The 23,612-nt window shown below is 42.3% G+C and carries 21 protein-coding genes and 1 pseudogene; 16 read left to right on the top strand and 6 right to left on the bottom strand.

The annotated features are described in order from the left end of the window. Nucleotides 1-5: 5 nt before the first annotated feature. Both IGI76_RS00845 and IGI76_RS00850 read right to left on the bottom strand, forming a co-directional pair. The gene (locus IGI76_RS00845; RefSeq protein ID WP_010748571.1) at nucleotides 6-932 is read right to left on the bottom strand and encodes an ROK family protein; all 927 of its coding nucleotides are present in this window, start codon (nucleotides 930-932) and stop codon (nucleotides 6-8) included. Between the two features lie 75 nt (nucleotides 933-1,007). Continuing rightward, nucleotides 1,008-1,559, bottom strand: coding sequence for a GNAT family N-acetyltransferase (locus IGI76_RS00850; protein WP_194185215.1), 552 nt, complete (start codon nucleotides 1,557-1,559; stop codon nucleotides 1,008-1,010). 320 nt (nucleotides 1,560-1,879) lie between these two features. Between IGI76_RS00850 and IGI76_RS00855 the strand changes: the two genes are divergently transcribed. The 4 genes from IGI76_RS00855 (at nucleotide 1,880) to IGI76_RS00870 (ending at nucleotide 5,168) form a co-directional block, all read left to right on the top strand. Beyond that, nucleotides 1,880-2,248, top strand: a complete 369-nt coding sequence (locus IGI76_RS00855) for a YxeA family protein (protein WP_034695268.1) — start codon at nucleotides 1,880-1,882, stop codon at nucleotides 2,246-2,248. Nucleotides 2,249-2,543: 295 nt separating this feature from the next. Next, nucleotides 2,544-3,890: an amino acid permease gene (locus IGI76_RS00860; protein WP_081116136.1), complete on the top strand. Its 1,347-nt coding sequence runs from the start codon at nucleotides 2,544-2,546 to the stop codon at nucleotides 3,888-3,890. A gap of 107 nt (nucleotides 3,891-3,997) precedes the next feature. Then, nucleotides 3,998-4,426, top strand: coding sequence for a DUF1761 domain-containing protein (locus IGI76_RS00865; protein ID WP_010748575.1), 429 nt, complete (start codon nucleotides 3,998-4,000; stop codon nucleotides 4,424-4,426). A 241-nt stretch (nucleotides 4,427-4,667) separates the two neighbouring features. After that, on the top strand, nucleotides 4,668-5,168 hold the full coding sequence (locus IGI76_RS00870; protein WP_010748576.1) for a hypothetical protein: 501 nt from the start codon (nucleotides 4,668-4,670) through the stop codon (nucleotides 5,166-5,168). Nucleotides 5,169-5,277: 109 nt separating this feature from the next. Here IGI76_RS00870 and IGI76_RS00875 read toward each other — a convergent pair whose 3' ends face one another. After that, complete coding sequence (locus IGI76_RS00875; RefSeq protein WP_333718879.1) at nucleotides 5,278-6,378, bottom strand: serine protease; 1,101 nt, start codon at nucleotides 6,376-6,378, stop codon at nucleotides 5,278-5,280. A 462-nt stretch (nucleotides 6,379-6,840) separates the two neighbouring features. Between IGI76_RS00875 and IGI76_RS00880 the strand changes: the two genes are divergently transcribed. From IGI76_RS00880 to IGI76_RS00895, 4 genes are read left to right on the top strand one after another with little or no spacing between them, the layout of a single operon-like run. Then, complete coding sequence (locus tag IGI76_RS00880) at nucleotides 6,841-8,157, top strand: hypothetical protein (protein ID WP_010748578.1); 1,317 nt, start codon at nucleotides 6,841-6,843, stop codon at nucleotides 8,155-8,157. Between the two features lie 45 nt (nucleotides 8,158-8,202). Continuing rightward, nucleotides 8,203-9,588 (top strand): hypothetical protein, encoded by a 1,386-nt coding sequence (locus tag IGI76_RS00885; RefSeq protein ID WP_010748579.1) that lies wholly within the window; start codon nucleotides 8,203-8,205, stop codon nucleotides 9,586-9,588. A 4-nt stretch (nucleotides 9,589-9,592) separates the two neighbouring features. Further along, complete coding sequence (locus IGI76_RS00890; protein WP_333718880.1) at nucleotides 9,593-9,760, top strand: hypothetical protein; 168 nt, start codon at nucleotides 9,593-9,595, stop codon at nucleotides 9,758-9,760. A 15-nt stretch (nucleotides 9,761-9,775) separates the two neighbouring features. Next, nucleotides 9,776-10,366, top strand: coding sequence for a hypothetical protein (locus IGI76_RS00895; protein ID WP_333718881.1), 591 nt, complete (start codon nucleotides 9,776-9,778; stop codon nucleotides 10,364-10,366). A 100-nt stretch (nucleotides 10,367-10,466) separates the two neighbouring features. Here the strand turns inward: IGI76_RS00895 and IGI76_RS00900 are convergent, their stop codons facing one another. Then, a complete protein-coding gene (locus tag IGI76_RS00900) occupies nucleotides 10,467-11,393 on the bottom strand; it encodes a methyl-accepting chemotaxis protein (protein WP_081116133.1) in 927 nt (308 codons plus the stop codon). Nucleotides 11,394-11,611: 218 nt separating this feature from the next. Here IGI76_RS00900 and IGI76_RS00905 point away from each other — a divergent pair, with 218 nt between their 5' ends. From IGI76_RS00905 to budA, 3 genes are all read left to right on the top strand, one after another. Next, the gene (locus tag IGI76_RS00905; protein WP_015508776.1) at nucleotides 11,612-12,571 is read left to right on the top strand and encodes an alpha/beta hydrolase; all 960 of its coding nucleotides are present in this window, start codon (nucleotides 11,612-11,614) and stop codon (nucleotides 12,569-12,571) included. A 254-nt stretch (nucleotides 12,572-12,825) separates the two neighbouring features. After that, nucleotides 12,826-14,478 (top strand): acetolactate synthase AlsS, encoded by a 1,653-nt coding sequence (alsS, locus tag IGI76_RS00910; protein ID WP_010748583.1) that lies wholly within the window; start codon nucleotides 12,826-12,828, stop codon nucleotides 14,476-14,478. Between the two features lie 18 nt (nucleotides 14,479-14,496). Then, entirely contained in the window at nucleotides 14,497-15,213 is a 717-nt protein-coding gene (budA, locus tag IGI76_RS00915; RefSeq protein ID WP_010748584.1) for an acetolactate decarboxylase, read from the top strand. A gap of 160 nt (nucleotides 15,214-15,373) precedes the next feature. Here budA and IGI76_RS00920 read toward each other — a convergent pair. After that, nucleotides 15,374-16,860, bottom strand: a pseudogene (locus tag IGI76_RS00920) (helix-turn-helix domain-containing protein). A gap of 748 nt (nucleotides 16,861-17,608) precedes the next feature. Between IGI76_RS00920 and IGI76_RS00925 the strand changes: the two are divergent. After that, nucleotides 17,609-18,550, top strand: coding sequence for a helix-turn-helix domain-containing protein (locus tag IGI76_RS00925; protein ID WP_010748586.1), 942 nt, complete (start codon nucleotides 17,609-17,611; stop codon nucleotides 18,548-18,550). Nucleotides 18,551-18,573: 23 nt separating this feature from the next. Beyond that, the gene (locus tag IGI76_RS00930) at nucleotides 18,574-19,107 is read left to right on the top strand and encodes a hypothetical protein (RefSeq protein ID WP_228077336.1); all 534 of its coding nucleotides are present in this window, start codon (nucleotides 18,574-18,576) and stop codon (nucleotides 19,105-19,107) included. Nucleotides 19,108-19,308: 201 nt separating this feature from the next. On the opposite strand, the gene IGI76_RS00935 is transcribed toward IGI76_RS00930, so the two are convergent. Then, nucleotides 19,309-19,686, bottom strand: a complete 378-nt coding sequence (locus IGI76_RS00935; RefSeq protein ID WP_010748588.1) for a DUF7006 family protein — start codon at nucleotides 19,684-19,686, stop codon at nucleotides 19,309-19,311. 747 nt (nucleotides 19,687-20,433) lie between these two features. On the opposite strand from IGI76_RS00935, the gene IGI76_RS00940 reads away from it, so the two are divergent. The 3 genes from IGI76_RS00940 to IGI76_RS00950 are packed head-to-tail and all read left to right on the top strand — an operon-like array spanning nucleotide 20,434 to nucleotide 23,564. Continuing rightward, nucleotides 20,434-21,921: a phytoene desaturase family protein gene (locus tag IGI76_RS00940; protein WP_010748589.1), complete on the top strand. Its 1,488-nt coding sequence runs from the start codon at nucleotides 20,434-20,436 to the stop codon at nucleotides 21,919-21,921. An 11-nt stretch (nucleotides 21,922-21,932) separates the two neighbouring features. After that, a complete protein-coding gene (locus IGI76_RS00945) occupies nucleotides 21,933-23,039 on the top strand; it encodes a glycosyltransferase (protein ID WP_333718882.1) in 1,107 nt (368 codons plus the stop codon). A gap of 12 nt (nucleotides 23,040-23,051) precedes the next feature. Continuing rightward, complete coding sequence (locus tag IGI76_RS00950; RefSeq protein WP_010748591.1) at nucleotides 23,052-23,564, top strand: hypothetical protein; 513 nt, start codon at nucleotides 23,052-23,054, stop codon at nucleotides 23,562-23,564. Nucleotides 23,565-23,612 lie beyond the last annotated feature (48 nt).

The following is a 23,612-nucleotide window of genomic DNA, read 5'->3' on the forward strand; positions in this document are numbered from 1 at the left end:
AACTTTTAACGGTGCAGCTGTTGGTGGATCTGATAGACTGCGCCGATCAAGCCGGCGTCGTTTTTCAGCTTCGCTGGACGAACAGGTGCGATGGTTTGTCCGCGCAAATAATTGATCGCTTCATGCCGTGTTTCCGTGATCGTCAAGCGAGCCTGCAGGCGTTCCCAGAAATAAGGATTGGCACTGATGCCGCCGCCGATCAATACCAATTCTGGGTCAAAGCAGCTGATCAAATTGATCAGCCCTACAGACAGATCCGTCAGAAATTGGTCCGTCAGCTTCAGCGCCAACGCTTCGCCTTGCTGCGCGCGGTCAAAAATCTCTTTGGCGTCTTGGGTGGGTTCAAAGCCAGGATCTGCTGCCCCCGCTAAATTGTAGAGGCGAATCAAGCCGCCCACGACGGCAGTTTTTTTATTGATGGAACTTTCCTCGATATTGCCTTCTTCTGGCAGCTGATCGATCACCATCCAGCCAAATTCACCAGCCATGCCATGAGCACCTCGGTAGACTTGATTATTGATCACGATCCCACCGCCTACACCTGTGCCTAGGACAAGACACAAATAGTTGGCAGCCTCTTGCGCATTGCCGATCCATTTTTCAGCGATCGCTGCTGCATTGGCATCATTTTCCACCGCCACAGGCAAACCTGTACGCGCTTCCAAGACTGCTTTGAAATTTTCGCCATATAACGATTTGATGGCGCCCGCAGTTAACATAAAGCCGTCTTTTTGAACGATCCCCGGGGCGCTGATCCCAATGCCATCAATCGTGTGGCGGCTCTGGGCATCTTCGATGATCGTGAGTAGATCCTGATAAAACTGGGCTGGCTCATAGCTAGTAGGGATCGCTGATTTTTCAAGGATCACTCCGCTTTCATCTAAAACACCATATTTAATACTTGTTCCGCCAACATCAAATCCTACGTACATTCTTCTTCCTCACCTTCTAAAACATTGTTGCCTTAAGTGTACCATCTGGCAGGAGGAATTTTTTTCTTTTTTCAGCTATTTTTTGCCTGCCGTTTCCGCTGCATCCAAATAAAACAAAATGTCACTTTTGCCTTCCTGATTGGTTCCTTTGTACACTTCCGTATCCAGACCTCCGATACGAAAGCCTGCTCGCAAGTAGAACAGACAGGCAGAAGGATTGTTGTCCTGCGCTTGTGTGTAGATGCCGTGATAGCCTTTGGCAAGGGCCGCTTTCAGTGCCTGGTGGATCAGTAGTTGACCGATTCCTTGCTTACGGTAGTCTGTGTTGACCTTTAAGTCATAGAGGTGCAGATACTTGAAAAAAGCGTCTTGAACAATCGCTAAGCCGATGCATTTTCCATCATCATAAGCACCGATAAACAGACTGTTTCGGCTCATTTCGTCATAGCAATAATTTTCATCGGGGAAACGCATCGTCTGAATGTCTTCGGATGCAAATTTACAGATCGTGTACTGCCAGCTGCCCTCATTATAAGACGGCAGCATTTTCCCCCATAAGGAGAAGGGTTCGTTTTTTAAGCGGATGTCAGCTTGATGTTTTTGATCGATCAGTTTGATTTCTAGCATGGGGCACCTCGATTTTCTATAGATTTCAATCATGAGTATTTAAAAGTAAGTTGTTGCAGTTTAGTTTACTACAAAGAATGAAAAATCACGATACTTATTAAACAGTCTGGTCTTCCTGTGAGAAGGGACGTTTTTGTAGGAGAACTTAGTTGTTTGTCTATACATTGAGGTTGGAAAAAGCAGAAATATTTCATTGATACCTTAGTCACAATGACCGACGGAAAAATACGCCTTAAGTTTGATTATATTTATCGCTTGTTTTTTTATACTGAAGGTAGATAGAAAAAACGGAGGACAATCACTTGAAGAAAGCAATTAGTATGATCCTGCTCGTGTTAACGATCGGGACCGTCACATTGGTTACATGGTCTTATTTTACGAAAGATGATTCCAGCGAACTGGTTCAGCTGGTGGATCGTTTCAATCCGTTCGTACCGGAGAAAAAAGTCTATGTCAAAACATCCGACGAGTATGGCGTGTTGCAAGAACACGATTCCTACGAATATACACAAGAAGGAGTCAATGAAGATGGGCAAAAGATAAAAATCACGTTTTGGGCACCACAAAAGCTAAAAGAAAATGCCTACCTAGAGCTTGATGCAAAGGGCAAACATGTGGAGTCGTATCAAGAGGTGACCGAGCAAGATCTCCCTGACGCCGTCAAAGCCGAGTTGGTTACGACTCATTGATCATCAAGCCTGCTTGAAAAAAAGGACAGGAAGTCATTTCCCGCAAGTTGGGAGATGGCTTTTTTCGTGCGTTCACTTAGATTAAAGCTCGCCAAGATTTGATTTAGGTGAAAAAGATTAGAGGATGATAGAATTTTCAGAAAAAATAGATAATTTTTTCAATTCTTCGTTGCAATAGCAGAAGCGTCTGGTATTCTCTATGAGGTAGTTAAAAAAAATCATTCATATAATTAAAAATAGCAACAGTGAGAGAATCACCTTGTATGGAGGATCAACGGTTTTCAAGGAGGAACCTATGACAGAAAAAAATCAATTAAAAAAGCAGATGAAAACCAGACATATCACTATGTTGGCACTAGGTGGCGCCATCGGTGCTGGCCTATTCAAAGGCAGCGGTGAAGCGATCCAGTTAGCGGGGCCTGCGGTCTTGCTGGCGTTTATTTTTTGCGGGCTGATCTTATTTGTCGTCATGACAGGACTGGGACAGTTGGTCTTATCTGACCAAAAACAACATGGCCTTTCGGGCTTAGTCCAGCCATATCTCGGAGTGCATACAGCCGATTTCATCGACTGGATCTACTGGTCAATGTGGATGATCAACATCATCGCCGAAGCAGTCGCTGCCGCAAGCTTTTTGCAGTTGTGGTTTCCCAATATTCCAGCTTGGATCTTTGTGTTGATTTTGGCACTACTCACGACCATCATCAATTTGTTTTCGGTTCGCTTGTTTGCGGAAACAGAATATTGGCTTTCCTGGGCCAAAATCAGTGTGGTGATCGCGTTGATCTTGGTGGGTCTCTATCTGGTTGCCACGCAAGTCTTTGATTTGGGCTTTTTCCCGACGATGAGACAAATGACAGACTATGGTGGTTTTGCCCCCCATGGCATCAAAGGGTTTATCAATTCTTTACTGGTCGTAATCTATTCGTACGGCGGTTCTGAGTTAGTAGCCATTACGATCAGTGAAGCGGAAAATCCCAAAAAAGCGATCCCGCAAGCAATCAAAGGAGTGATGACTCGGATTGCCGCTTTTTACATCATTCCCTTGTTTCTTTTACTGATCATTTATCCGTGGAATCAATTAGCCGATCCAAATGTCAGTCCTTTTGTGATGGTGTTTCAAAAAATCCATGTCCCGTTTGCCTCCGACATCGTCAATTTAGTGATTATTTTGGCTTTGTTTTCGTCAATCAATTCTGGAGTCTATGCTTCTTCAAGAACGTTGTTTTTCCGATTAAGCAACAATGGCCAGAAAAAAAGCCGCTTTACGATGCTGAATAAAAACAGCGTGCCCCAACGAGCGATCATGTTTTGCAGCGGTACTTTATATCTTGGGGTCGTTCTTTCTTACTTTTTAGGCGACAAACTCTTCAATTATCTAGCAGGCTCCCTGTCTTATACTGTATTGCTGATTTGGTTGTTGATCAGTGCGGCTGCGTTTGTTTTGGTACGCAAGCAGAAGAAAATGGGCTATACGATTTTCTTGAGTGGGGCGATCCTTGCACTGATTTTGCTGTTTGTCGGTATTTTGATCACTAACCCATTGGCGGTCACTGGCTTCACTGCACTATTGTATACGATCATTTTTCTTAGTTTTTATTGGAACCATCGAAAAATTGAGGAAACCAGTGAAAAAAGTTGAAGAAACGTCCCTTAAGACATAAACTGATGGGGAAGGAACCCCGCGTTCGGTTGTTTCTTCGTTTCTCAGGAATGTGACGATAAAATAAAGTGTAGGAGAAAACGAAAATGGTTAATTTTTGGACATTGATTTTCGGCACCCTCAGCTGGGTCGTGGTGGAAAGTCTGCTTTACAACCCGATGCATAAGTGGGGCAAGTTTTGGGCGAAAGAATCAGGAATGACAGAGAAGATGGCTGATCAGCAGATGACGACCGGTGACATGCTCTTTACCTTTGGCGGCACGATCGTTGGTGGGATCCTCTTATCAGAAGCGACCTATCAAGTCGTCTATTGGTTTGCAAAATTCGATCATGATGGTTGGCTGATGACCTCCTTGCAAGTCGCTTGCTTATTGTGGTTAGGGGTTTATGGGGTCGCCACCTTCGTGATGGCTGTTTACTCGGGACAGTCCCGCAAATTAGTCGGGTTGCACCTTGTGAATGGGTTTCTAGGAGTGATCGTTTTAGGACTTGTTGTCGGCTTGATTGGACAGTAGGCAACGATCATACCCCAGCGAGAGCGTTCAAAGGTCTCAACGAATCAATCCTAAAGAAAGCCGATCTTGTTTCAACAAGGTTGGTTTTTTTGTGCGTAAAATTAATCTTACTATAAAAAATAGCTATAAAAGCAAATAATTTATGCTATACTAAAAGCACTTTAATCTGTAGGAAACCTAAATCCGCGGATTGCGGAAAAATCATCAAAGAAACAAAATTAGGGGCAAAGAGGAGGAAAAAATGAAAACGAAAAGCATGTTAGGTAGAGGAATATTTGCTGTCGTTTGTTTAGGGACACTATTTTTCTTGACAAGCTGCAGCAGCTCAGGGGTTGACTCTGCAGCTGCGAATCAAGTATTGACCAATAGCAACAGTCATCAACAATATGCTTTGTATCTATTTGAAGATGGAAGAATCACTGTCAATAAAACGCTGACTTTTTTTACCAATCCGAATCAGGAACCTGCGGACTTGGTAGAAGAACAAGAGACGCAATTAGCGCAAATCAACGAAACACTACAAGCAGAGTTTCCCAAAAGCAAAGCACTGACTGCGGCAGACATCGGTCCTATGCACACCTTTGAAGTGACCAATGCCCAAGTGATCATTGATCAAGAGAAAAAGGAAGTGCGCATGACTGGCGATGATTTTGAGAAAGTATTCAAAATGGCGGACAACAATGACAAGCGTCTGATCGATGATGAACAAAACGAGTACGAGTTTTCGTATGAGGAAAACTAGCAAGTGACAAAAAAACGGCTGCCTCCGACGAGACAACCGCTTCAGACAGTAGACAAACCTTAGACAAAAATGAGGTTTGTCTTTTTTTCGTTGCAAAACTTAGTGGCTATTACGGAAAACATTTTGCGCAAGGAGTAAGTCCGCGACTTTGCGCTTCTGCTAAAGTTGCAGGCGTGTAGGTACCGTTGCCGCATTTTCTCGTATGGTATTTCGAACCTGTTTGTGTCACGAGGACCGACGTTTGGGCTTGGTTGCTAGCAGCGGCTGGCTGGCTTTGTTCTGGCACAGTTGCCGCTGCTTGTCGTTCTTCCTCCGCCTTGGCTTGGGCGGCTGCTTGTTCGTTGGCAATGATCGTTTGCGCCACTGTTTTCGTTCGAGCAGCTAATTCCTCATCGGGGGTCTTGAGACGAGCGACGGCATCCTCTGCCTGAGCGAGTCGGTCTTTTGTCGGTTCCGCCTCTGCTGCTTCCACCGCTTGGACAGCTTCTGTAACGAGGGCTTCTGCTTCTTTCTCAGAAATCTTGGTTTCTACAGTGGATAACCGACTTTCAAACGTTTCCTTATTCAAAACCGCTTGTGCGACCAATTCTTTTGCCTGATCGAAATTACTGCGTTCAAGAGAAGCTTCAGCAGTATCAAGGGCTTTGCCGATGGCAAGATGGTCTTCAACTACCGCGAGCCGAGTAGCGAGATCTTCGTAGGTTTTACTTAAAGCATGAATCAGCGTCACGGCTTCGTTGTAATTCTTTTGGTTTGGCTGGGTTTCGGCAAGAGCCAGTGCCGTCTCGGCTTTTACCAGTGCTTCTTGTTCTTGTTTTTCAGCTTGCAAACTCGCTAGAAATGCGTGAGAAGGTTTGACGGTGACGACCTCTTCTTTAGTGATTCCACCCATGGAGGTTTGGACAGTAAATTCCTGTTCCTCTTCATCTTCCAGTTGGACAGCATAAGAAAATGTTTCGTCCGCCAGCGAAACCTCCACCCCGTTGATCGTCAGTTGCGCTTCTGGGTTGGTTCGCCCAGTGATCGCCGCTTCGCCTTGCTCATTCGTAACCAGTTCTGCTTCATCTACGTGAAGCTCCGGTGTTGCTGCAGGAGTCAATAGTGCCCCGCCAATCAATAAGAGAAAACCACCCATAAAAATAACGATTTTGTTGCGAAGCGGCTTTTTCTTGATCAATCCAAGAATAAAAAAGATTCCGCTTACAACCATTGTCAAAAAACCTATAACAAAAATAAACATCCCCATAACTCTTTCCAATTCCTTTCTTGTGAATATTTTAATTATAACATTTTTACTAACGTATCCGCCATCAATAACCGACTAGTAAGGGTTGCTGAGCGTACGGAAGAAGCTCAACTAGCAAATCAGCAATTATTTTTTATCAATATTAAATAGATTTAAGGTATTTTTTATTATAAAATCATATGTAAAGAGTTGTTTTTCGTTTGCGGTTGTTTTTTTGGATAAACAGCTCTTGGTACAAATACACTTGTTTGCTTCATCACTGGAAAAAATGTTTCGAACAAACGGATGAGAGCGAGCAACTACCTGCAAACAAGCAGCTTTCCTTCGCTGCTTCCCCCAACTAACACCATAAAAAAGATATTCCCCCTCACTTGCAACCAAGCCACTTCATTGATAAGAAAATCAGTATGTGCAAAAGGAGAAGCAATGAAAATCACACAAATCCAATGTCCCAGCTGCTTGGGTCAGTTAACCGTTGACTGGGAGACAGGAAAAGCAGTCTGCCAGTATTGCTTAACGAAGTCAGTCCTACATTCGCCGCCAAAACAAACGCAAGAAGCTTCGAATGAACAAGCTCCCGTAGTTTTTCAAGAAGTCAAAGAAGGGTTTTATTCGTTTACCTTTAATGAAGACGAGGTAGCAAATGCCTTGAAAAAATGGCTGATCCAACAGGAATCAGTTCCTGAGGACATTGTCGTTCATCTTGAAGTCAGCGAGGTAAAACGATATTTTATTCCGATTTATGAATTTCAGGTGACCTATACGATGCAATGGGAGGGGGCCTTTGGCTACGATACCCATTCCATTGCTTGGGACGGCTCGCATACGACCACGTGGGAAAAGAAGCGCGGCGACCATCCAGATGAGACGGTCATACTCTATCAATGCGGCAGTTCGGAGGTGATCGAGCAAGAAATTCCTCAGAGCTTCGAGGTCAATGATGAAATGAAAAGAAAACCGTACTTTAGTACCGATCAAAAGGAATTTCAACAGCTAGTCTCAGCACATGCTATTCATGTTTTTCCCTTTGATATTGAGCAAGAGCAGGCGCTCTTTGGTTCTGAAAAACAAGCGGAACTGAGAGCCCAGGCGAATGCGGTGATCCAGAAGAAAGAATCTGCCGATCATCTAAAAGAGCTGCACCTAGATCTTTCCCTGATCAGCTGTGCAACAGAAAAGCTCTACTTTCCGCTGTATATGGGCACCTTCAAGTACCAAGAGCGATCCTTTGAATTTGCGATCGACGGCAAAGATCCTGACCGAATGAAGCTGCCGATTATCCCACAATGCCAAGAAACCTTACAAACGGTTGCGAATTTTTCAAAAGCTCGCAAGGTTTTTGGCTGGTCCTCCGTACTCTTTTTTACGTTAGGTGTGCTCCTGCTGTTCTTTGCACTATTCATTTCTGAATGGCTCCCTCTAGGAAGAGTGTTCAGAGTTGTCATAGGGGGGATTGTCATGAGTTCCCTGCCAACTGCCGTCTATTGGGTAGTATCGGGGATAGTGTTGCACTTTCTAAAAGAACAGTATCTCAAAACAGTCCAAAAATTTAGAGATGAGCTTAAAATAGAATTATTAGGTAAGAAAACGGCTGGGGCAGCTTTGTTAGCAAACTATGAGAAGCGTGGGAAGCACCTTGCAAGAATCAGGAAATTTTCTGAATGGCTTGATACACTCGCTTATGTGGTCGTGGTTGCTACCCTTATTTGGAATATTATTTGGAACATTCGTCGGTTTTTTTGATAAGCCATCTTGTTGAAAAAAATGATTCATAAAAAAGGAGAAAAAATGAAAATCACACAAATCCAATGCCCCAGTTGCTTAGGGCGTCTAGAAGTTGATTGGGACTCAGGAAAAGCAGTCTGTCAGTATTGCTTGAATGAGCTGTTGATCAAACCGGAACAAAAAAAACAGGAACAAACAAACCAAGCCGTCTCGCTGAAAGAGTTGCCACGCATTCAAGGGACCGTCAAAGAAGGATTTTATCCGTTTGCCTATGATGAAAAGGCATGTGAAGAGGCGTTGAAAAATAAACTAGCCTGGCAAGAGACCATCTCGGAAAGTATCTTTTTTGAGCTAGAGATGGTTCATCTAAAACGTGTATTCATCCCGATGTATTATTTTCAAATTGCTTATGATGCGCAAGTGAGAGGAAGCTATGTCCACGAGGAACAGCAGAGGGAGAGTGGGCGCATTACTGCCGACATTTCTTTACATAACAGCGGAAACACAACGGTTTTCAATGAATATTTCCCTACGGATACCCAAAAAGAAGCGGATTACAGTATCAATGGCAAGCTGCCGCTGCATCTTCAAAAAGGTGCCGCCTATTGCACGGATATGCAGCAGTTTTCGGCACTTAGCCAAGACGTTCAGGTGTTGCCCTTTGATATTTCCAGAGAAGCAGCACTTGCTGATACCCATCTATTGGAAGTCTTTGAAGCAAAAGCCAAAGACCATTTGGTGGGAGCAGAGGTTGCCAATGAGGTTCAACTGACTCTTTTTCCGAAACAATGTGATACGGAAAAACTGTATTTTCCTTATTACATTGGCGAATTCAAGTACGGAAACCAAACCTATTCTTTCGTGGCTGATGGCACCGATGCTGAACGTCTTTTTCCAACCCAGCTTCCTGAATGTGAACAGCTCGTGCAAGTGAAAAAAAGTTTTTCCAAAACCAGCAGTGTCCTATGGCAGTTCTGCTATACCTTTTTTTCATTCGGAATAATTTCAGGGACCCTTTTAAATGTTCTTTTTGGTGGCTTTTTAATGCCTGCTGTTGCCTTTAGTCTGCTCGCTTCAGCGGTCATCTTGCTGATTGCTTGTCTTGCGACGTGGTATTTCTTGCTCGTACCAGAGGTTAAGTTTTTCTCAGAGTACGGCAGATTCAAAGCAGAACTTTCTCAGGCGTTGAGTCAGTCGGATGGATCAACGGCTGCTGTGAAGAAAGCTTTTGAAGCCCGTAGGAAGAAACTCGTCCGAAAGACAGTATTTTACAGCGGTCTGGAAAACATGGCGTATGAATTTGCCTTGATCCTTTTTTTAGCAATCCTGACTTGGTATTTCGGTTTTTATGGCTTATCGCTTCTAGTGCTGCTGGCGTTTGTCAGCTGGAATACGATCCGTATCTTTACCACGGATAGCTCCGATACCTGTATCGAAACGAAAGGATGATTCAATGGATATTATTCCGATTCAATGCCCACACTGCTTAGGAGAACTAGAAGTCAATTGGGACGCTGGCACGGCGATTTGTCTGTATTGTCGTGGGAAAATGGTGATCAAACAATCTTTCGATCCTACCAAAAGCCCGCATGCCAATTCTATGGCAGCAAAACAGCTTTAGTTGACGCACCTTGCTGTGTTGCTGAAGAAAATCAGTCAGTCAGCTGCTGCCAACCAAACGATGGATCCTCTTCCCATGGGAAACTCCTCAGCGGCAGGGGGTTCAAGTGATCACAAGCAGTCAAAGCAATCGGCAATGAATCAGACGTCTTTGATTCAGCGGGCGCCACGCGATCCAGTCAAGGAGCGACAAACTCGTTTGAATGCTTTTTTGCAAGAGCAAGATTTTTTGTTCTATTTTTCTGGAGAAAGACAAGTGCTGCCACGGCAATGGCAAAGACAAGTCCTTACCAGTTTTCAAGTGCCTGAAACGGAGACGCCTCTGGCACTGCTAACGGCACAGATGACTGGCAAGAAAGCGAATGCGGGGCTGCTTTTTGGTATCGAGCGAGTGTATTTGTGCACCTACGAAAAGAAAGAAAAACGAATAGCCAGTTTTTCGTGGAGTATTTGGAAAAACCTCGCCTTTGAGGTCCAACATAAAATCTTTGGCAGTTTTTTGGTGGTTCAACAGGAATATCGTGTTCCTCTTCAAGCATTGGGCTTTACGACCCAATCATTTTTGCAAGAATTACAGCAGTTGTTGCAAGGGTGGGAGGCTGGCTAGTGCTGAGTATCAATAAAATCAAATAGGGAATCAATTTATTAGTTAGAAAACCAAAGAGAGCGTCGCAAACAGCGGCGCTCTTTTTTTATTCATTTGATTTCTAGGTTTCCAACTCAGCGTCGTTGGTTTCTGATAAATACTCGGCTTCATCGTTTAATAGACTGGCCGTCGTTCGCAGCGTGTCGTAAGAATGCAAAACGGCAGCGAGGCTTTTTTGCGAATCACTGATTTTCATGGTCGTCGAATCGGCACTATCTAACACGACTAAGGCTTGTTGGTTGATGGCTTGCATGGTTGCGGCAATGGTTTGGGTCAACTGCTTGGTCTGTTCAGCTAATTTTTGCATTTCATCCGCAACCACCCGAAAGCCAGCTGCCTGTTCGCCGATCCGTGCCGTTTCGATGGAAGCATTGAAGGACAGCAGTTTGGTTTGTTGCGCAATGCGGTCGATGTCATGCAGCACCGCTGTCACCTGTTGGCTATCCATTTCTAAGGCATGGGTCGTTGCTTGATTTTGATCAGACAGCTGTTTGACTTGCGCCAAGTTCTCTGACAAATGATCGACTTGCTGGTGTCCGTTGGCAGAAAGTCGTGTCAGGGAAGCAGCACTTTCTTGCACTTTTTTGATAGTGACCGCTAAGGCTTGTTCTCTTTGGGTAATGTCAAAAGCGATTTTGACGACGTTAACGACTTCTTGCTGCTCATCGAGGACGGGGAAGTAGATCCCTTCTAAAATCAGTTTTTCTCCTTGTTTGTTTTTCCGAATGATTTTGTCTTGAAACCGTTGCTTTGAGTAAAGCAGTTGATTCCAGAAAGTTTGGTAATCCGTACTGGCAGCATAATGGTCAAAACAAAAGGTCCGATGCGGCAAGCCAATGATTTCTTCTTGGCTATAACCTAGGATATCCGTCATGTTGGCATTGGCGAAAACAACTTCTTTTTGCGGATCAAAGACTATGACAGCGAGTTCTTGAAAAATAGCAGCGAGCAGACGGTTATTTTGTGTTTCATCTAATGTGAATTTCATACGTACTTACCTACGCCTTTCAGTTTTTTGGGAAGTTTACACAGCGAGTGTCTTACAGTTATCGGTGATGAAGGCAAGGCAGTTAAGAGTGCAAAAACCACCTTTTTTGTCGAGCGAAATGCCTGGAAGCAGAAGGAAGCAAGATTCTTTGCATCAGAATGACTTGGTGGTACCCTTAAGGTCAACACGAACGATTTCAAACAAAAGGAGAGAATCGTATGACAGATAGAATTTCGTTGGAAAAAGCAGCCGTTGAATTTAGTGAGGCAAATGCACCGCACCCACGGATCTATGAATTACCGCCAGAAGAAGGGCGCGCACTATTGGAACAAGTCCAAGAGTCACCCGTCAATAAATTGGCGGTTGAGATAGAAGATCAGACCGTAGATACAGGCGAATGGGGGACCATCAATGTTCGTTTTGTTCGTCCTGAAGGAAATCATGCGATTCTCCCTGTCATTTATTATCTCCATGGTGCGGGCTGGGTCTTCGGCAGTGCCGCGACTCATGATAAATTGATCCGTGAATTGGCGGTACGAACCAACTCGATCGTCATTTTTCCTGAATATAGTCGTTCACCAGAAGCAAAATACCCAACGGCGATCGAACAAAATTATGCGGTCTTGCAGCAATTACCGGGATTTGTCGATGTCAAAGGCTTAGACCTTAGCCGTTTGACCGTGGCTGGCGATTCCGTAGGTGGGAACATGGCGACGGTTATGACCTTGTTGACGAAAGCCCGTGGCGGCATTCCGATCGCACAGCAATTATTGTTTTATCCTGTGACAGATGCCCGCTTTGATACGCCTTCGTATGAAGCATTCGGCGAAAATTATTTTCTAACCAAAGAAGGGATGCAATGGTTCTGGGATCAATACACGACGGATGAAACACAGCGGGATCAAATGACCGCTTCTCCACTACGCGCGACCAAAGAGGAGTTAGCCGATCTTCCGCCAGCGTTGATCATTACAGGCGAAGCAGATGTCTTGCGGGATGAAGGGGAAGCCTATGCGCAGCATTTACGAGCAGCTGGCGTGGAAGTCACCCAAGCACGGATGCAAGGGATCATCCATGATTTTGTGATGGTCAATGCGATGGATCAGACCCAAGCCGCACGAGCGGCCATGACACTGGCTGTCGGTTGGCTGACGGAAAAAAATGTCCCTGCAGAATAAGAAACCGACGAAAGAAGCTTCTTTTTATGCGGTGTTCTGATACAGAAAAGGATGTATGGAGTGGAGCGATCTACTCCTTTTTTTGTCGGAAAAATTGAAAGACGTACACCTGCAGTCTGAAGCAGATGCAAACGCTCTCTAAAAAAACTCGCTTTTGTAATACAGATTTTAATGAGTGTTTTTTGTTGATAAATAAATAAAAAGTGCTATTATATGTATTGTGATTAATACAGTTTTTGAAAAGAGGTAATACAGTGAGTGCAAAAGGATCAGAAATCATTGTTGAAAGTTTAGAAAATCATCGGGTGCCTTATATCTTTGGGATTCCCGGTGCAAAAATCGATGGCGTGTTTGACGTGTTGAGTGATCGAGGACCAGAGTTGATCTTGGCACGACATGAACAAAACGCGGCCTTTATGGCACAAGCAATCGGTCGCCTGACAGGAGAGCCAGGAGTAGTCATTGCAACAAGTGGACCAGGAGCCAGTAATTTAGCGACTGGGTTGGTCACGGCAACTGCCGAAGGTGATCCCGTCTTGGCACTAGCAGGCCAAGTGAAGCGTTCTGACCTTTCAAAATTGACCCACCAAAGCATGAATAATGCGGCGTTGTTTGCGCCGATCACGAAATTCAGCAGTGAAGTCCAAGATCCTGAAACCCTTTCTGAAAGTATTGCCAACGCCTTTCGCATCGCAAAAACAGCGAAAAAAGGGGCGAGCTTTTTATCCATTCCTCAAGATGTGACAGACGGAACCGTTCAAGGGGCGGCGATCAAACCTCTATCTTCGCCTAAATTAGGCAGTGCCGATGCAGAAGATATCCAGGCACTCGTCGATCGGATCAAAGAAGCCAAACTGCCTGTCTTACTCTTAGGGATGCGGGCTTCAGGCGTGAAAGAAACACAAGCGATTCGTCAGTTAGTTGCAAAAACTGGGTTGCCTGTCGTAGAGACCTTCCAAGGTGCTGGGATCATTTCTCGTGAATTAGAAGAGCATTTCTTTGGCCGCGTCGGCTTATTCCGCAATCAGCCTGGTGATATGCTGTTGAAACGCAGCGACTTAGTGATCGCTGTGGGGTACGACCCGATCGAATACGAAGCCCGCAACTGGAATGCGGAAAAAGATGCCCGCGTGATCGTTATCGATGAAGTACCGATGGAGATCGATCCATTTATGCAGCCAGAAGTTGAACTGATGGGCAGTATCGCGAAAATTATTGAACAACTATCAAAAGCCATCGATCAGTATCACTTGAGCGAAGACGCCCAAAACTATTTAACGACGCTGCAAACCAAACTCAATGAAAAACCAGCGGATGTCGAAGGCAGCAACAATACCTTGCATCCTTTGGAAATCATCGATGCTTTGCAACAAGAAGTGACCGACGACATGACGGTAACAGTGGATGTCGGCAGCCATTACATTTGGATGGCCCGTCATTTCCGTAGTTATGAGCCACGGCATCTGCTCTTTAGTAATGGCATGCAGACCTTAGGAGTCGCTTTGCCATGGGCGATCGCTGCAGCGCTCGTGCGACCAAATACTCAAGTGATCTCTGTATCTGGCGATGGCGGCTTCTTGTTTTCTGCCCAAGAGTTAGAAACAGCTGTCCGTTTGAAACAAAACATCATTCACTTGATTTGGAATGACGGTACCTACAATATGGTGAAATTCCAAGAAGAAATGAAATATGATCGTGCTTCTGGGGTTGATTTTGGACCCGTTGATTTCGTAAAATATGCCGAAGCGTTTGGTGCCAAAGGCTTACGGGCAACCACTAAACAAGAATTGATGGCAGCCATCGAAGAAGGCTTTGCAACGGATGGTCCAGTGATCATTGATATCCCTGTGGATTATTCAGATAATGCCGATCTTGGCAAAACGATCCTACCTGATCAATTTTATTAAGACCAAAGGAGCAGCAAGATGAAAGTGAAAAACAAAAGTTATTTATATCAGCATGGCACCCTAGGTGGGTTGATGCAGGATTTAATGGATGGCACGGAGCAAATCGGCAAAATGCTTGAATATGGCGATTTTGGGATCGGTACATTGGCTGGTTCCAATGGTGAAGTGATTATTTTAGATGGTGAAATCTACCATGTAGACGAGTCGGGCAAGGTGCGAGTGCTCCAAGGCAATGAAGGAACCCCCTATGCGGCAGTCGTTGATTTTTCTGCGGCGAAGCACCTGCAGGTTAGCCAAGAAATGACCGATGAAGAAGTGAAAAACCACGTCCTGACCGAAGTCAGCCCGAATTTGTTTTCCGCTGTCAAAATCCATGGGGTATTTACCAAGATGCACGTCCGCGTTGCCCCAAAGCAAGAAAAACCATATCCAAAATTCATTGAGATCATCCAGCATCAGCCCGAATTTCAGACAGAAAATATCAGCGGAACGATCGTCGGATTCTTTACCCCGCTGTTGTTCCACGGCGCTGCGGCTGCTGGTTTCCACCTGCATTTTATTAGTGATGATCGGACATTTGCTGGCCATGTCTTAGACTTTGAAGTGGCAGCTGGTGAAGTCGAATTGATGGAACTAGCCGAATTTCGTCAGCATTTTCCTATCGACAACCAAGACTACTTGCAGCGGGAGATCGATGTCGCAAAAATCGCCAAAGATATTGAAGCTGCCGAATAAAAGAGATTTAAAATTGAATGGCAATTTATGACGTAAGAATAAATTACTTTCCCAATAAAAAGCCAACGCTGGTCCTCTTAGGAAGATAGGAAGCGTTGGCTTTATTTAATAGTTTTAGTTGCTCTATTCACGTAACAATACAGGAATAAAATGGAATAGTCTATTGATTGTCAAGCACTACTAAATGTAAAATCCGTGGATTGATATGATTGAGTAGCCGATTCCAATCAGAGGCATCTGGAATCGATTTTAGCAATACACTTTCGACATCAAGTAAATATTCCGTTGTATATTCTGAATAATTGGTAATCAAAAGATCGATTTTTTTTTCTTTCAAGTATTCATGTGATAGTTCATTTGAATCAGGATAGTACATTGTATGATAGGCATCTAGGTAACGACGAACGATACTTTCAGCATATTCGCATACGTAGTCATTACCTTCAAATATCACTGCAATCGTTCGATGAGATCCCCAATTTTCTTCCTTTATAGCTTCCATATGCAACGTCAAGCTAGCACAGATATCAGCTAAATTTTGTAACGAATAAACCTTCTCTACTAGTGGGTGATTGTGGAGAAAATAGTAATTTTTTTGGTACTCTTGAGCAAATTTTTCTTGGACGAAGTAATTGAGGTCATCGATATTAATGGTCATTGAGGGAGATAATAATTCCTGCAGTTTTATTACTGTAAAAAAAGCTTCTAACCAAAGTAAGTCTTTTTGTTCATCGAAGCTGTTGCCTTTATTTTTTGCATAAAAATCATGGGCTAATTGTTTCAGCTCTGGCCAGTGGTTGTAGTTGCGGCAAAAGTTTTCACTGGAAGTATCATTTAACTTGCGGCGACAAATCACACAAGTAAATAGATAAATTGCTTCAGATTTTGGTAATTCACACTCGAAATGGCGCTGCATAATCTGATTTAAAGATTCATAATGAGGAAGTAAATCATTTTGTTGAATCATTGACACTAACTCTGGGTTAGGCTCTACTAAAAAACCACGTTTACTTCGTTCCACGCACAAGTAAAGGACATAGGCAAAATAAGAGAACGATGAAGACTGCAATTGCTTCGCTTTTAATAGATCAGTGATCTCAATAACCGCTTCTTGGACATTAATTGAAGGAAAAATAGTGTTAACATTAATGTCAGATTCATAATAAAATAGGCAGAAAAATTTTCGAATATCAATTTCTGAACCGACAAAATTCACTGGATTTGTTTCGATATGAAGATTAAAAGGCTGTAAAAATACTTCGATCTTTTTAAAGTAACTAATTAATGCCTGCTCGGAAATGTTAAGGGCTAAGCTCCAATCCATCAAAGACTGTAATTCGTTGAAAAAGATACTTTCCAATATTAAAAAATAGGTTCATCTTTCACTAAATTTTGTTTTTTTCTTCTATAAGCTTCCCCATCAATCTCTTCAAAAAAATAGCCGACCTTAGAAGAGCTTATCTCTATCGTACCATGAAAATAATTTCGGATGTTTGCTATATCAGAAATCAATGTTCGAGAGCTACTGTTAGTAACTTTTGACAACTCACCTAACGTGCAGGTAGTTTTTTTTTCAAACTTGTCCAAAAGCTTTAACCAACGAACAAGTGAGTTGTTTTTCATAAATTTTAATTGAAATGTTTTCATTTCAGCCTCCTAGGAAATACTTGTGTGAATTTATTCTATTATAAAAAATACAACCCTTTTAGGAAATATAATTTGATCATCAAAATGAAATAGAATAGTGAAAGTGTGCAATGTAAAAAGCCCAATAAGAAAGAAAATCGAGATTTCTATTAAAATTAGTAGTTACAAAATACAAATGCATACTATACTAAAAATCGGCTACATCAGTATAGCAAAAATCTAAATTAAGTTCTGCCAAGGATTCTACAAAGACGCTGGTTGTAGGGCATAGATGATGACCCGCTAATAAAGGCTCAGTTAAAGGAAATTGTCAAGATAATACCATTAAAAATATCCAATATTGATATAATAACAGATAATATTTTTTAAACAATGAAAAAAGAAATGAATGTAGTTTAGATAGAGGAGACAGCATTAAAAAAAGCACGAAGAGTATTTTCTTTAATCATTCAATATTATCTTACTATAAAAAGGAAATAGATTATAGATGTTTAAATTAAGAAAATATATCGTTGGAAAATCACTAAATTTTTCAATAAACCATATAAAATGCTAAATTCTTGCGCATTTTCCGTTAAAAGATAAAATGAATATTATAGGAAAGTTACTTTATAGAAAATCCTTATTTCACCACTTTATGAAAATGTCAATTTTCTTCTTTCTGTCTAAATCTATATAATTACATCATTTGGGTATTTCATATAATCACTCGTCCAAAATTAACTTTTTTCAAGCAAGGAGCTTTTATTTGAAAAATTTCCAATTAAGTTTTGTGACAAATAAATCAGTAGCAAGATGGTTACAGATTCTAAATGAATTTGAAAAAAATGAAATTTGTAGTGCAAGTCACCTTTCTGAACTAACAAATAGTACGACTAGAACTATTGGAAAAGATATTGGCTATCTAAATGAATATTTTGGAGAGTTAGTTCGTATATCTTCAACAAATCTAGGATACTGTTTTGAATTATTTGACTATGCATGTTACGAGCAACAAAAAGCCTCATTTTTAGCAAACGAACCTTTATTTATTCTGTTGGAGAATATTTTTATAGGAGAATTAAAGTCCATTGACGAGTGGGCTGATCACTTTTATTTATCTAAAGCAACGCTTTTAAAATATTTACAGCGTGTCCGCAAACAACTTATTCATTTTGATTTAGAACTCGCTAATGATCCAGTGAATATTATTGGAAACGAAGCGGATATACGTAATTTTTTTTGTACGTTTTTTTATGAAACAGACATCACTCCTCATACTGTTTTTCCTTCTATTGCTGTGCAACAAGCGGTGAAGGAGATTAGTGGCCTATTTGATAAAAGCAGCTACCACACCGCTTCTTTTTCGCAATATTCTTATATACTTTATATCTCTATCGAGCGATTTCTACGAGGTGAGACGGTTTTAATTAAAGATGAACTACACCATGCGTTAAGACACAGTATCCAACTTATGCATTATCAAAGAATCAATGAAGTTATACGTAGATATTTTCACTTTTATTTTACGAGTGATGAAATTATATTTTTATTTGTTAGTATCATCACAAAAAGGAAATTACAAGAAGTGATCGTTGAACAAAAATTTTGTCTTTCCTATAATCATTGGCCGGAGATAGGTGAATTGACAAATAGTTTTTATCAATTGCTGGAAATGAAATCTACTGGAAAAAGAAAAAAAATGATTTGATTTTAATAGAATCTTTTTTTACGATGGCTAAACTCAAAGAGTGTCTTTCGACATCTGCTAAAAGAAATATAAATGACGTTAATGAATTTATTCAAGATACGTTTTCGAAGGAATTTTATACCTATAAATGCTTTTTAGAAAACAATAAATTTTATCAATTGATGTTTTCGGAAGAATATTTAGTGGATTTTTGTGCAAACCTAGTCATCTATATTGAAGCTGTGCGTGAACGTTATTGGTTTCCCCAAAAAAATATTGCTTTTATTTTTGAAGGAAATAATAATATTGTCCAGTATATTGAAGGATGGTCTAAGAGGTATTTTGGGCATGCACATCAGCTGTATTATCCAGATTCTGGCGAAGTAAATGCAGAGTACATAATGCAAAAAAATATTGATTTGCTCGTGACAAATTACGCTGAACATGCGGCAGATTTTCGTGATATCGTAGAATGTATTTTTTTCAAGACGATTCCAACTTCGGCTGATTGGAATCGCTTGATAGATCGAATTAATCCAAATGTAACTAGACAATTTGCTTTAAAGGATCTTTTATAGATTTAGTTGATAAAAATTTTTGGATAAATAAAATAGAACATATCTCCTAGCTTACGATTTTTGTACTAGAAGGTATGTTCTATTTTTTTCAAGGCATAATTTTATCCATCATTGCTTTGGGGATAGGGGAAGTAGGGAAGTTATAGATGGATAGTAGCCTTTGGGAGAGAGCAATCATTTCGAAATGAGAGCAGGTCGTTGTCATTGTAGCTCACTTAAATAGATTAGACTCCAAGGAGCTTTTTGACTTAGATTCAGACCAGTTAACTCTCGATAAAAACATTTTTTATCATTTATTGTCAATTTGATAATCTCTTCTTCCGTGTATTCATTTAAAGAAGAGTTTTTTAAAACATAAAGTTCTCTTAAAATTTGTAATTGCGCATCAATATCTAGTAATGATGACATTTTTTCAAAAAAATTGTCATCAGATTGTTCATATATATCTAAGAATCTTTCTCGTAAAGATAGATAAAATTCATGAATCTTAGGATATTCATAAGAACAAAATGAATGAATAAATTCATCATCAAAGAAATTCAAGTATTGTTCAGCTGATCGGATTGTTTTTAATTTCATATGGATTCTCCTTAGTGATATGTAAACTTTTTTGGAAATTTTCGATCAATATATATAAATGATTGACCGTTGAATTGTAAAATTAGAATGGTTTGCCTCCTGTCAAATAGTAATCGGAGATCATCATTTGTTTGTATCTCCAATTTACATGATTCAATCAACTGTCTCAAATTTTTTTTTTTCGTATCCATAAGAAGAACTTTTTTATATATAAATATAAAAAAAGAATAATACTGCTTTTTCTAGTTCAGCTAAAATAAATAGTTTTTGTTGCTCAGCAAAATTATTTTTTTCTATACCTTATAAATCATAACCACTAATATCATTGATTCTAATCTCACTGGAGGACTCGATACAACTGCTTGGCACCTTGCTTGTATGTTTAGGGGTACGATCGACATATTAGGCGAATAACTGATTCGAAATGCTGGAAAAAAATCATTGATATAGTTGGATTTTTCTCTTTTCGCAATCAGATCTTCATTCAGTACATCACTGTCAGCCTCCAGTATGTCGGGATACATGTAAGGGAGACTTTCCTGTCATCCCATGACCGGTAGGCTCATCCCCGTCATTTTTTCAAAGGTGTGATACTATAGAATTATCTAGAAAAACGATCCTTTGATTCAAGTTGCCAATGCCAAAACAGTGCCAAGAAACGCAGTTGCAGTGAGAAGCAACCGTCTGTTTTGACGAGAAGGTTTGGCTAAATAGGGACGTTCATTAAAGCAAACGAGGAGCAATTCAATGAAAGAGAAAAAAACAGTTGTAGTGATCGGCGGCGGACTTGGTGGTCTATCAGCGGCGGTCTCATTAGCCCAAAATGGCTTTGATGTATCATTATATGAAAAAAATCAACACTTAGGCGGCAAGTTGAACCGACTGGAAACAAACGGTTTCGGCTTTGACTTAGGTCCTTCGATTTTGACGATGCCGCAGATTTTCGAAAAATTATTTACTGGCAGCAATCGCAATATGGCAGATTATGTTGCGATTCGCCGATTGCCATTGGAATGGCGCTCCTTTTTTCCTGATGGAACCAAGATCGATCTCTATGGCGATCTTGCACGTATGGCAAAGGAAAACCCGCACTTGTCGGAAAAAGACATGGCCGAGTACCAAGACTTTTTGGACTATGCGCAAAAGATTTATGCAATCACAGAAAAAGGCTATTTTGAGAAAGGCTTAGATACCACGAAAGAAATCTTGAAGTATCATGGCGTGATCAAAGCGCTGAAAGGCTTTGATTATTTCTCTTCGATGCATGATGCTATTCAAAAACGTGTCAGCAATCCGCAGCTGCAAGACATGCTGAGCTATTTTATCAAGTATGTCGGCTCATCTCCTTATGACGCCCCAGCCGTCTTGAACATGATGATCTATATGCAGCATGCCCAAGGTGTCTGGTACGTGCCAGGCGGGATGCATCGTTTAGCCGAAGGCATCGTTCGCTTAGCAAAAGAGATCGGTGTGACCTTCCACACGGGACACAAAGTGGAAAAATTGATCGTTGAACAGGAACAGATCCGTGCCGCTCGTTTGGATGATGGCACGTTGATCGAAGCCGACTATTTTGTTTCCAACATGGAAGTGATCCCGGCCTATGAAGAGCTGTTAGAAGAAGCGCCGACCTTTACTCAAAAACTGGAAGAAAAATTTGAACCAGCAAGTTCTGGTTTTGTCTTGCACTTAGGGGTCAAAACCTCCTATCCGCAATTGGCCCATCACAACTTTTTCTTTTCAAATGCCTCAAAAGAAAACTTTGATCAAAATTTCCATCAGCATCAGCTGCCAGAAGACCCAACGATCTATTTGGTCAATGCCAACAAAACCGATCCTTCGCAAACAGTGGCAGGGCATGAGAACATCAAAATCTTGCCTCATATCCCTTATTTGCAGGATAAACCCTTTACGGAAGCGGAATACGATGCCTTTCGTGAACGGATCTTGATCAAGCTGGAAAACATGGGTTTAACAGATCTACGTAAGCACATCGTGTATGAAGACCGCTGGACACCCGAAGACATCCAAAAGAATTATTTGTCACATCGTGGCGCCATCTACGGCACGGTCTCTAACCGCAAGAAAAATCATGGCTTTAAACACCCGAAACACAGCGAACGCTACGACAATCTATACTTCGTTGGCGGTACGGTCAATCCAGGTGCCGGCATGCCGATGGTGACCCTCAGTGGCCAGCAAGTCAGTGAGATGATCACCAAAAGAGAACACTAAGACAAGAAAGGATGATGACTGTGTACCTGCTGCTCGCTGGTATTTGCGCTGCTTGGCTAGCAGGCTGGCTGATTTTTTTCCGCCTGCCGACGATACCCACCCGCAAGGAGACAGCCGCATCCAAAGACTTGACGGAGAGGGGAGAACTGTCGATCATCATCCCCGCCCGCAATGAAGCAGAAAATTTGCCGCAATTGTTGGCGTCCTTGCAGCAGCAAACCCTTCATCCTGTGGAGATTTTGGTGGTTGATGACGGATCGGAAGACGAGACGATCGCCTGTGCTAAGGGCTTCGGTGCGACGGTCTTGCAAACCACTGCTGATTCTGCTGGGAAAGCGGCGGCTTGTTGGTTAGGCGCCTCACAAGCGGTGGGCAAGTATCTATTATTTTTGGATGCCGATACCTTCTTTCTAGCAGAAGATGGCTTAGAGCGTCTTTTCGCTGCGTATGAGGAGCGATCGGGACAAGGACTGCTCTCGGTGCAGCCCTATCATCAAACGAAGCGCCTGTATGAACAACTGTCTGCCGTCTTTAATGTCGTCTTACCTGTCGGGTTGAACCGCTTTTCTATCGTAGGCGAAAAACTCTCAGCTGGCGGCGCCTTTGGTCCGTGTATTTTGTGCAGCAAAACTGCGTACCTTCAAGCCAATGGACATCAGGACATGCCACAAGGAATCTTAGATGATCTAGCATTAGCGAGACGCTTTAAGAAAAAACGCTTGCCGATCGCCTTGTATGGTGGAAAAGACTTGGTGGCCTTTCGGATGTATCCAGCTGGTGTTCGTCAACTTGTTCAAGGCTGGACGAAGGACTTTGCCACTGCTTCGCAATCCACTCGCCCTTTGATTATGGCGGGCGTCATCTTGTGGATCAGCGGCGGCATTGGGGTACTGGCGGCACCATTTCTGATGGAACCGCTTTGGCTAGGACTGCTTTTTTATGCTGCTTATTTTGGACAAACTCTGTGCTTTGCCCGCCGTGTCGGCAACTTCAACCGAATCCTGCTGCTTTTTTTCCCATGTTACTTTCTTTTTTTCCTAGGCTTATTTGGTTGGTCGTGGATCCAAACCCATTTGTTGAAATCCGTGACCTGGAAAGGACGCAAAATCAATTTATAGGAGGCGATGCACATGCCGCTGATCATCTTATCCCCACTGCTCTTGCTCATTACAGACAGCTTGGCTTGGCTGCTGTTTCATCTAGGCATCTCCTTTGGCTTGCGCAAAGTCAGTGATGCCTTTTTTGAACGTCATGCCAACTGGTTCCGTTCTTTTGCCTTTGAAAAAGGCGGTAGGATCTGGGCGGACGTGTTTCGTATTCGTCAGTGGAAAGACAAATTGCCCGACGGCACTGTGATTGCCAAAAAAGGCTTTGACAAATCCCGCTTGGCTCAACAGCAAAAGGACTATCTGGAAAAATTCGTCATCGAGACACGCCGAGCAGAGCTGACCCATTGGCTGCTGATGGTTCCAGCACCGTTCTTTTTCCTCTGGAATCCTGCGTGGGCGGGCTGGGTGATGATCGTCTATGCGTTATTGGCTAACTGCCCATTTATCATGATCCAACGCTACAATCGCCCCCGTTTAGAGCGAGTCTTGCGGAAAAAAAGTGCCCTGCAAGTCAAGCAGAAGGCGCCGGTCTAGGTTCCTGTAGGTGCCGCTTTAAGATTCGCTGAAAAATAGGCAAACTGG

It is taken from the genome of Enterococcus sp. DIV2449a, assembly GCF_051711225.1.
In the GTDB taxonomy this organism is placed as follows: domain Bacteria; phylum Bacillota; class Bacilli; order Lactobacillales; family Enterococcaceae; genus Enterococcus_D; species Enterococcus_D casseliflavus.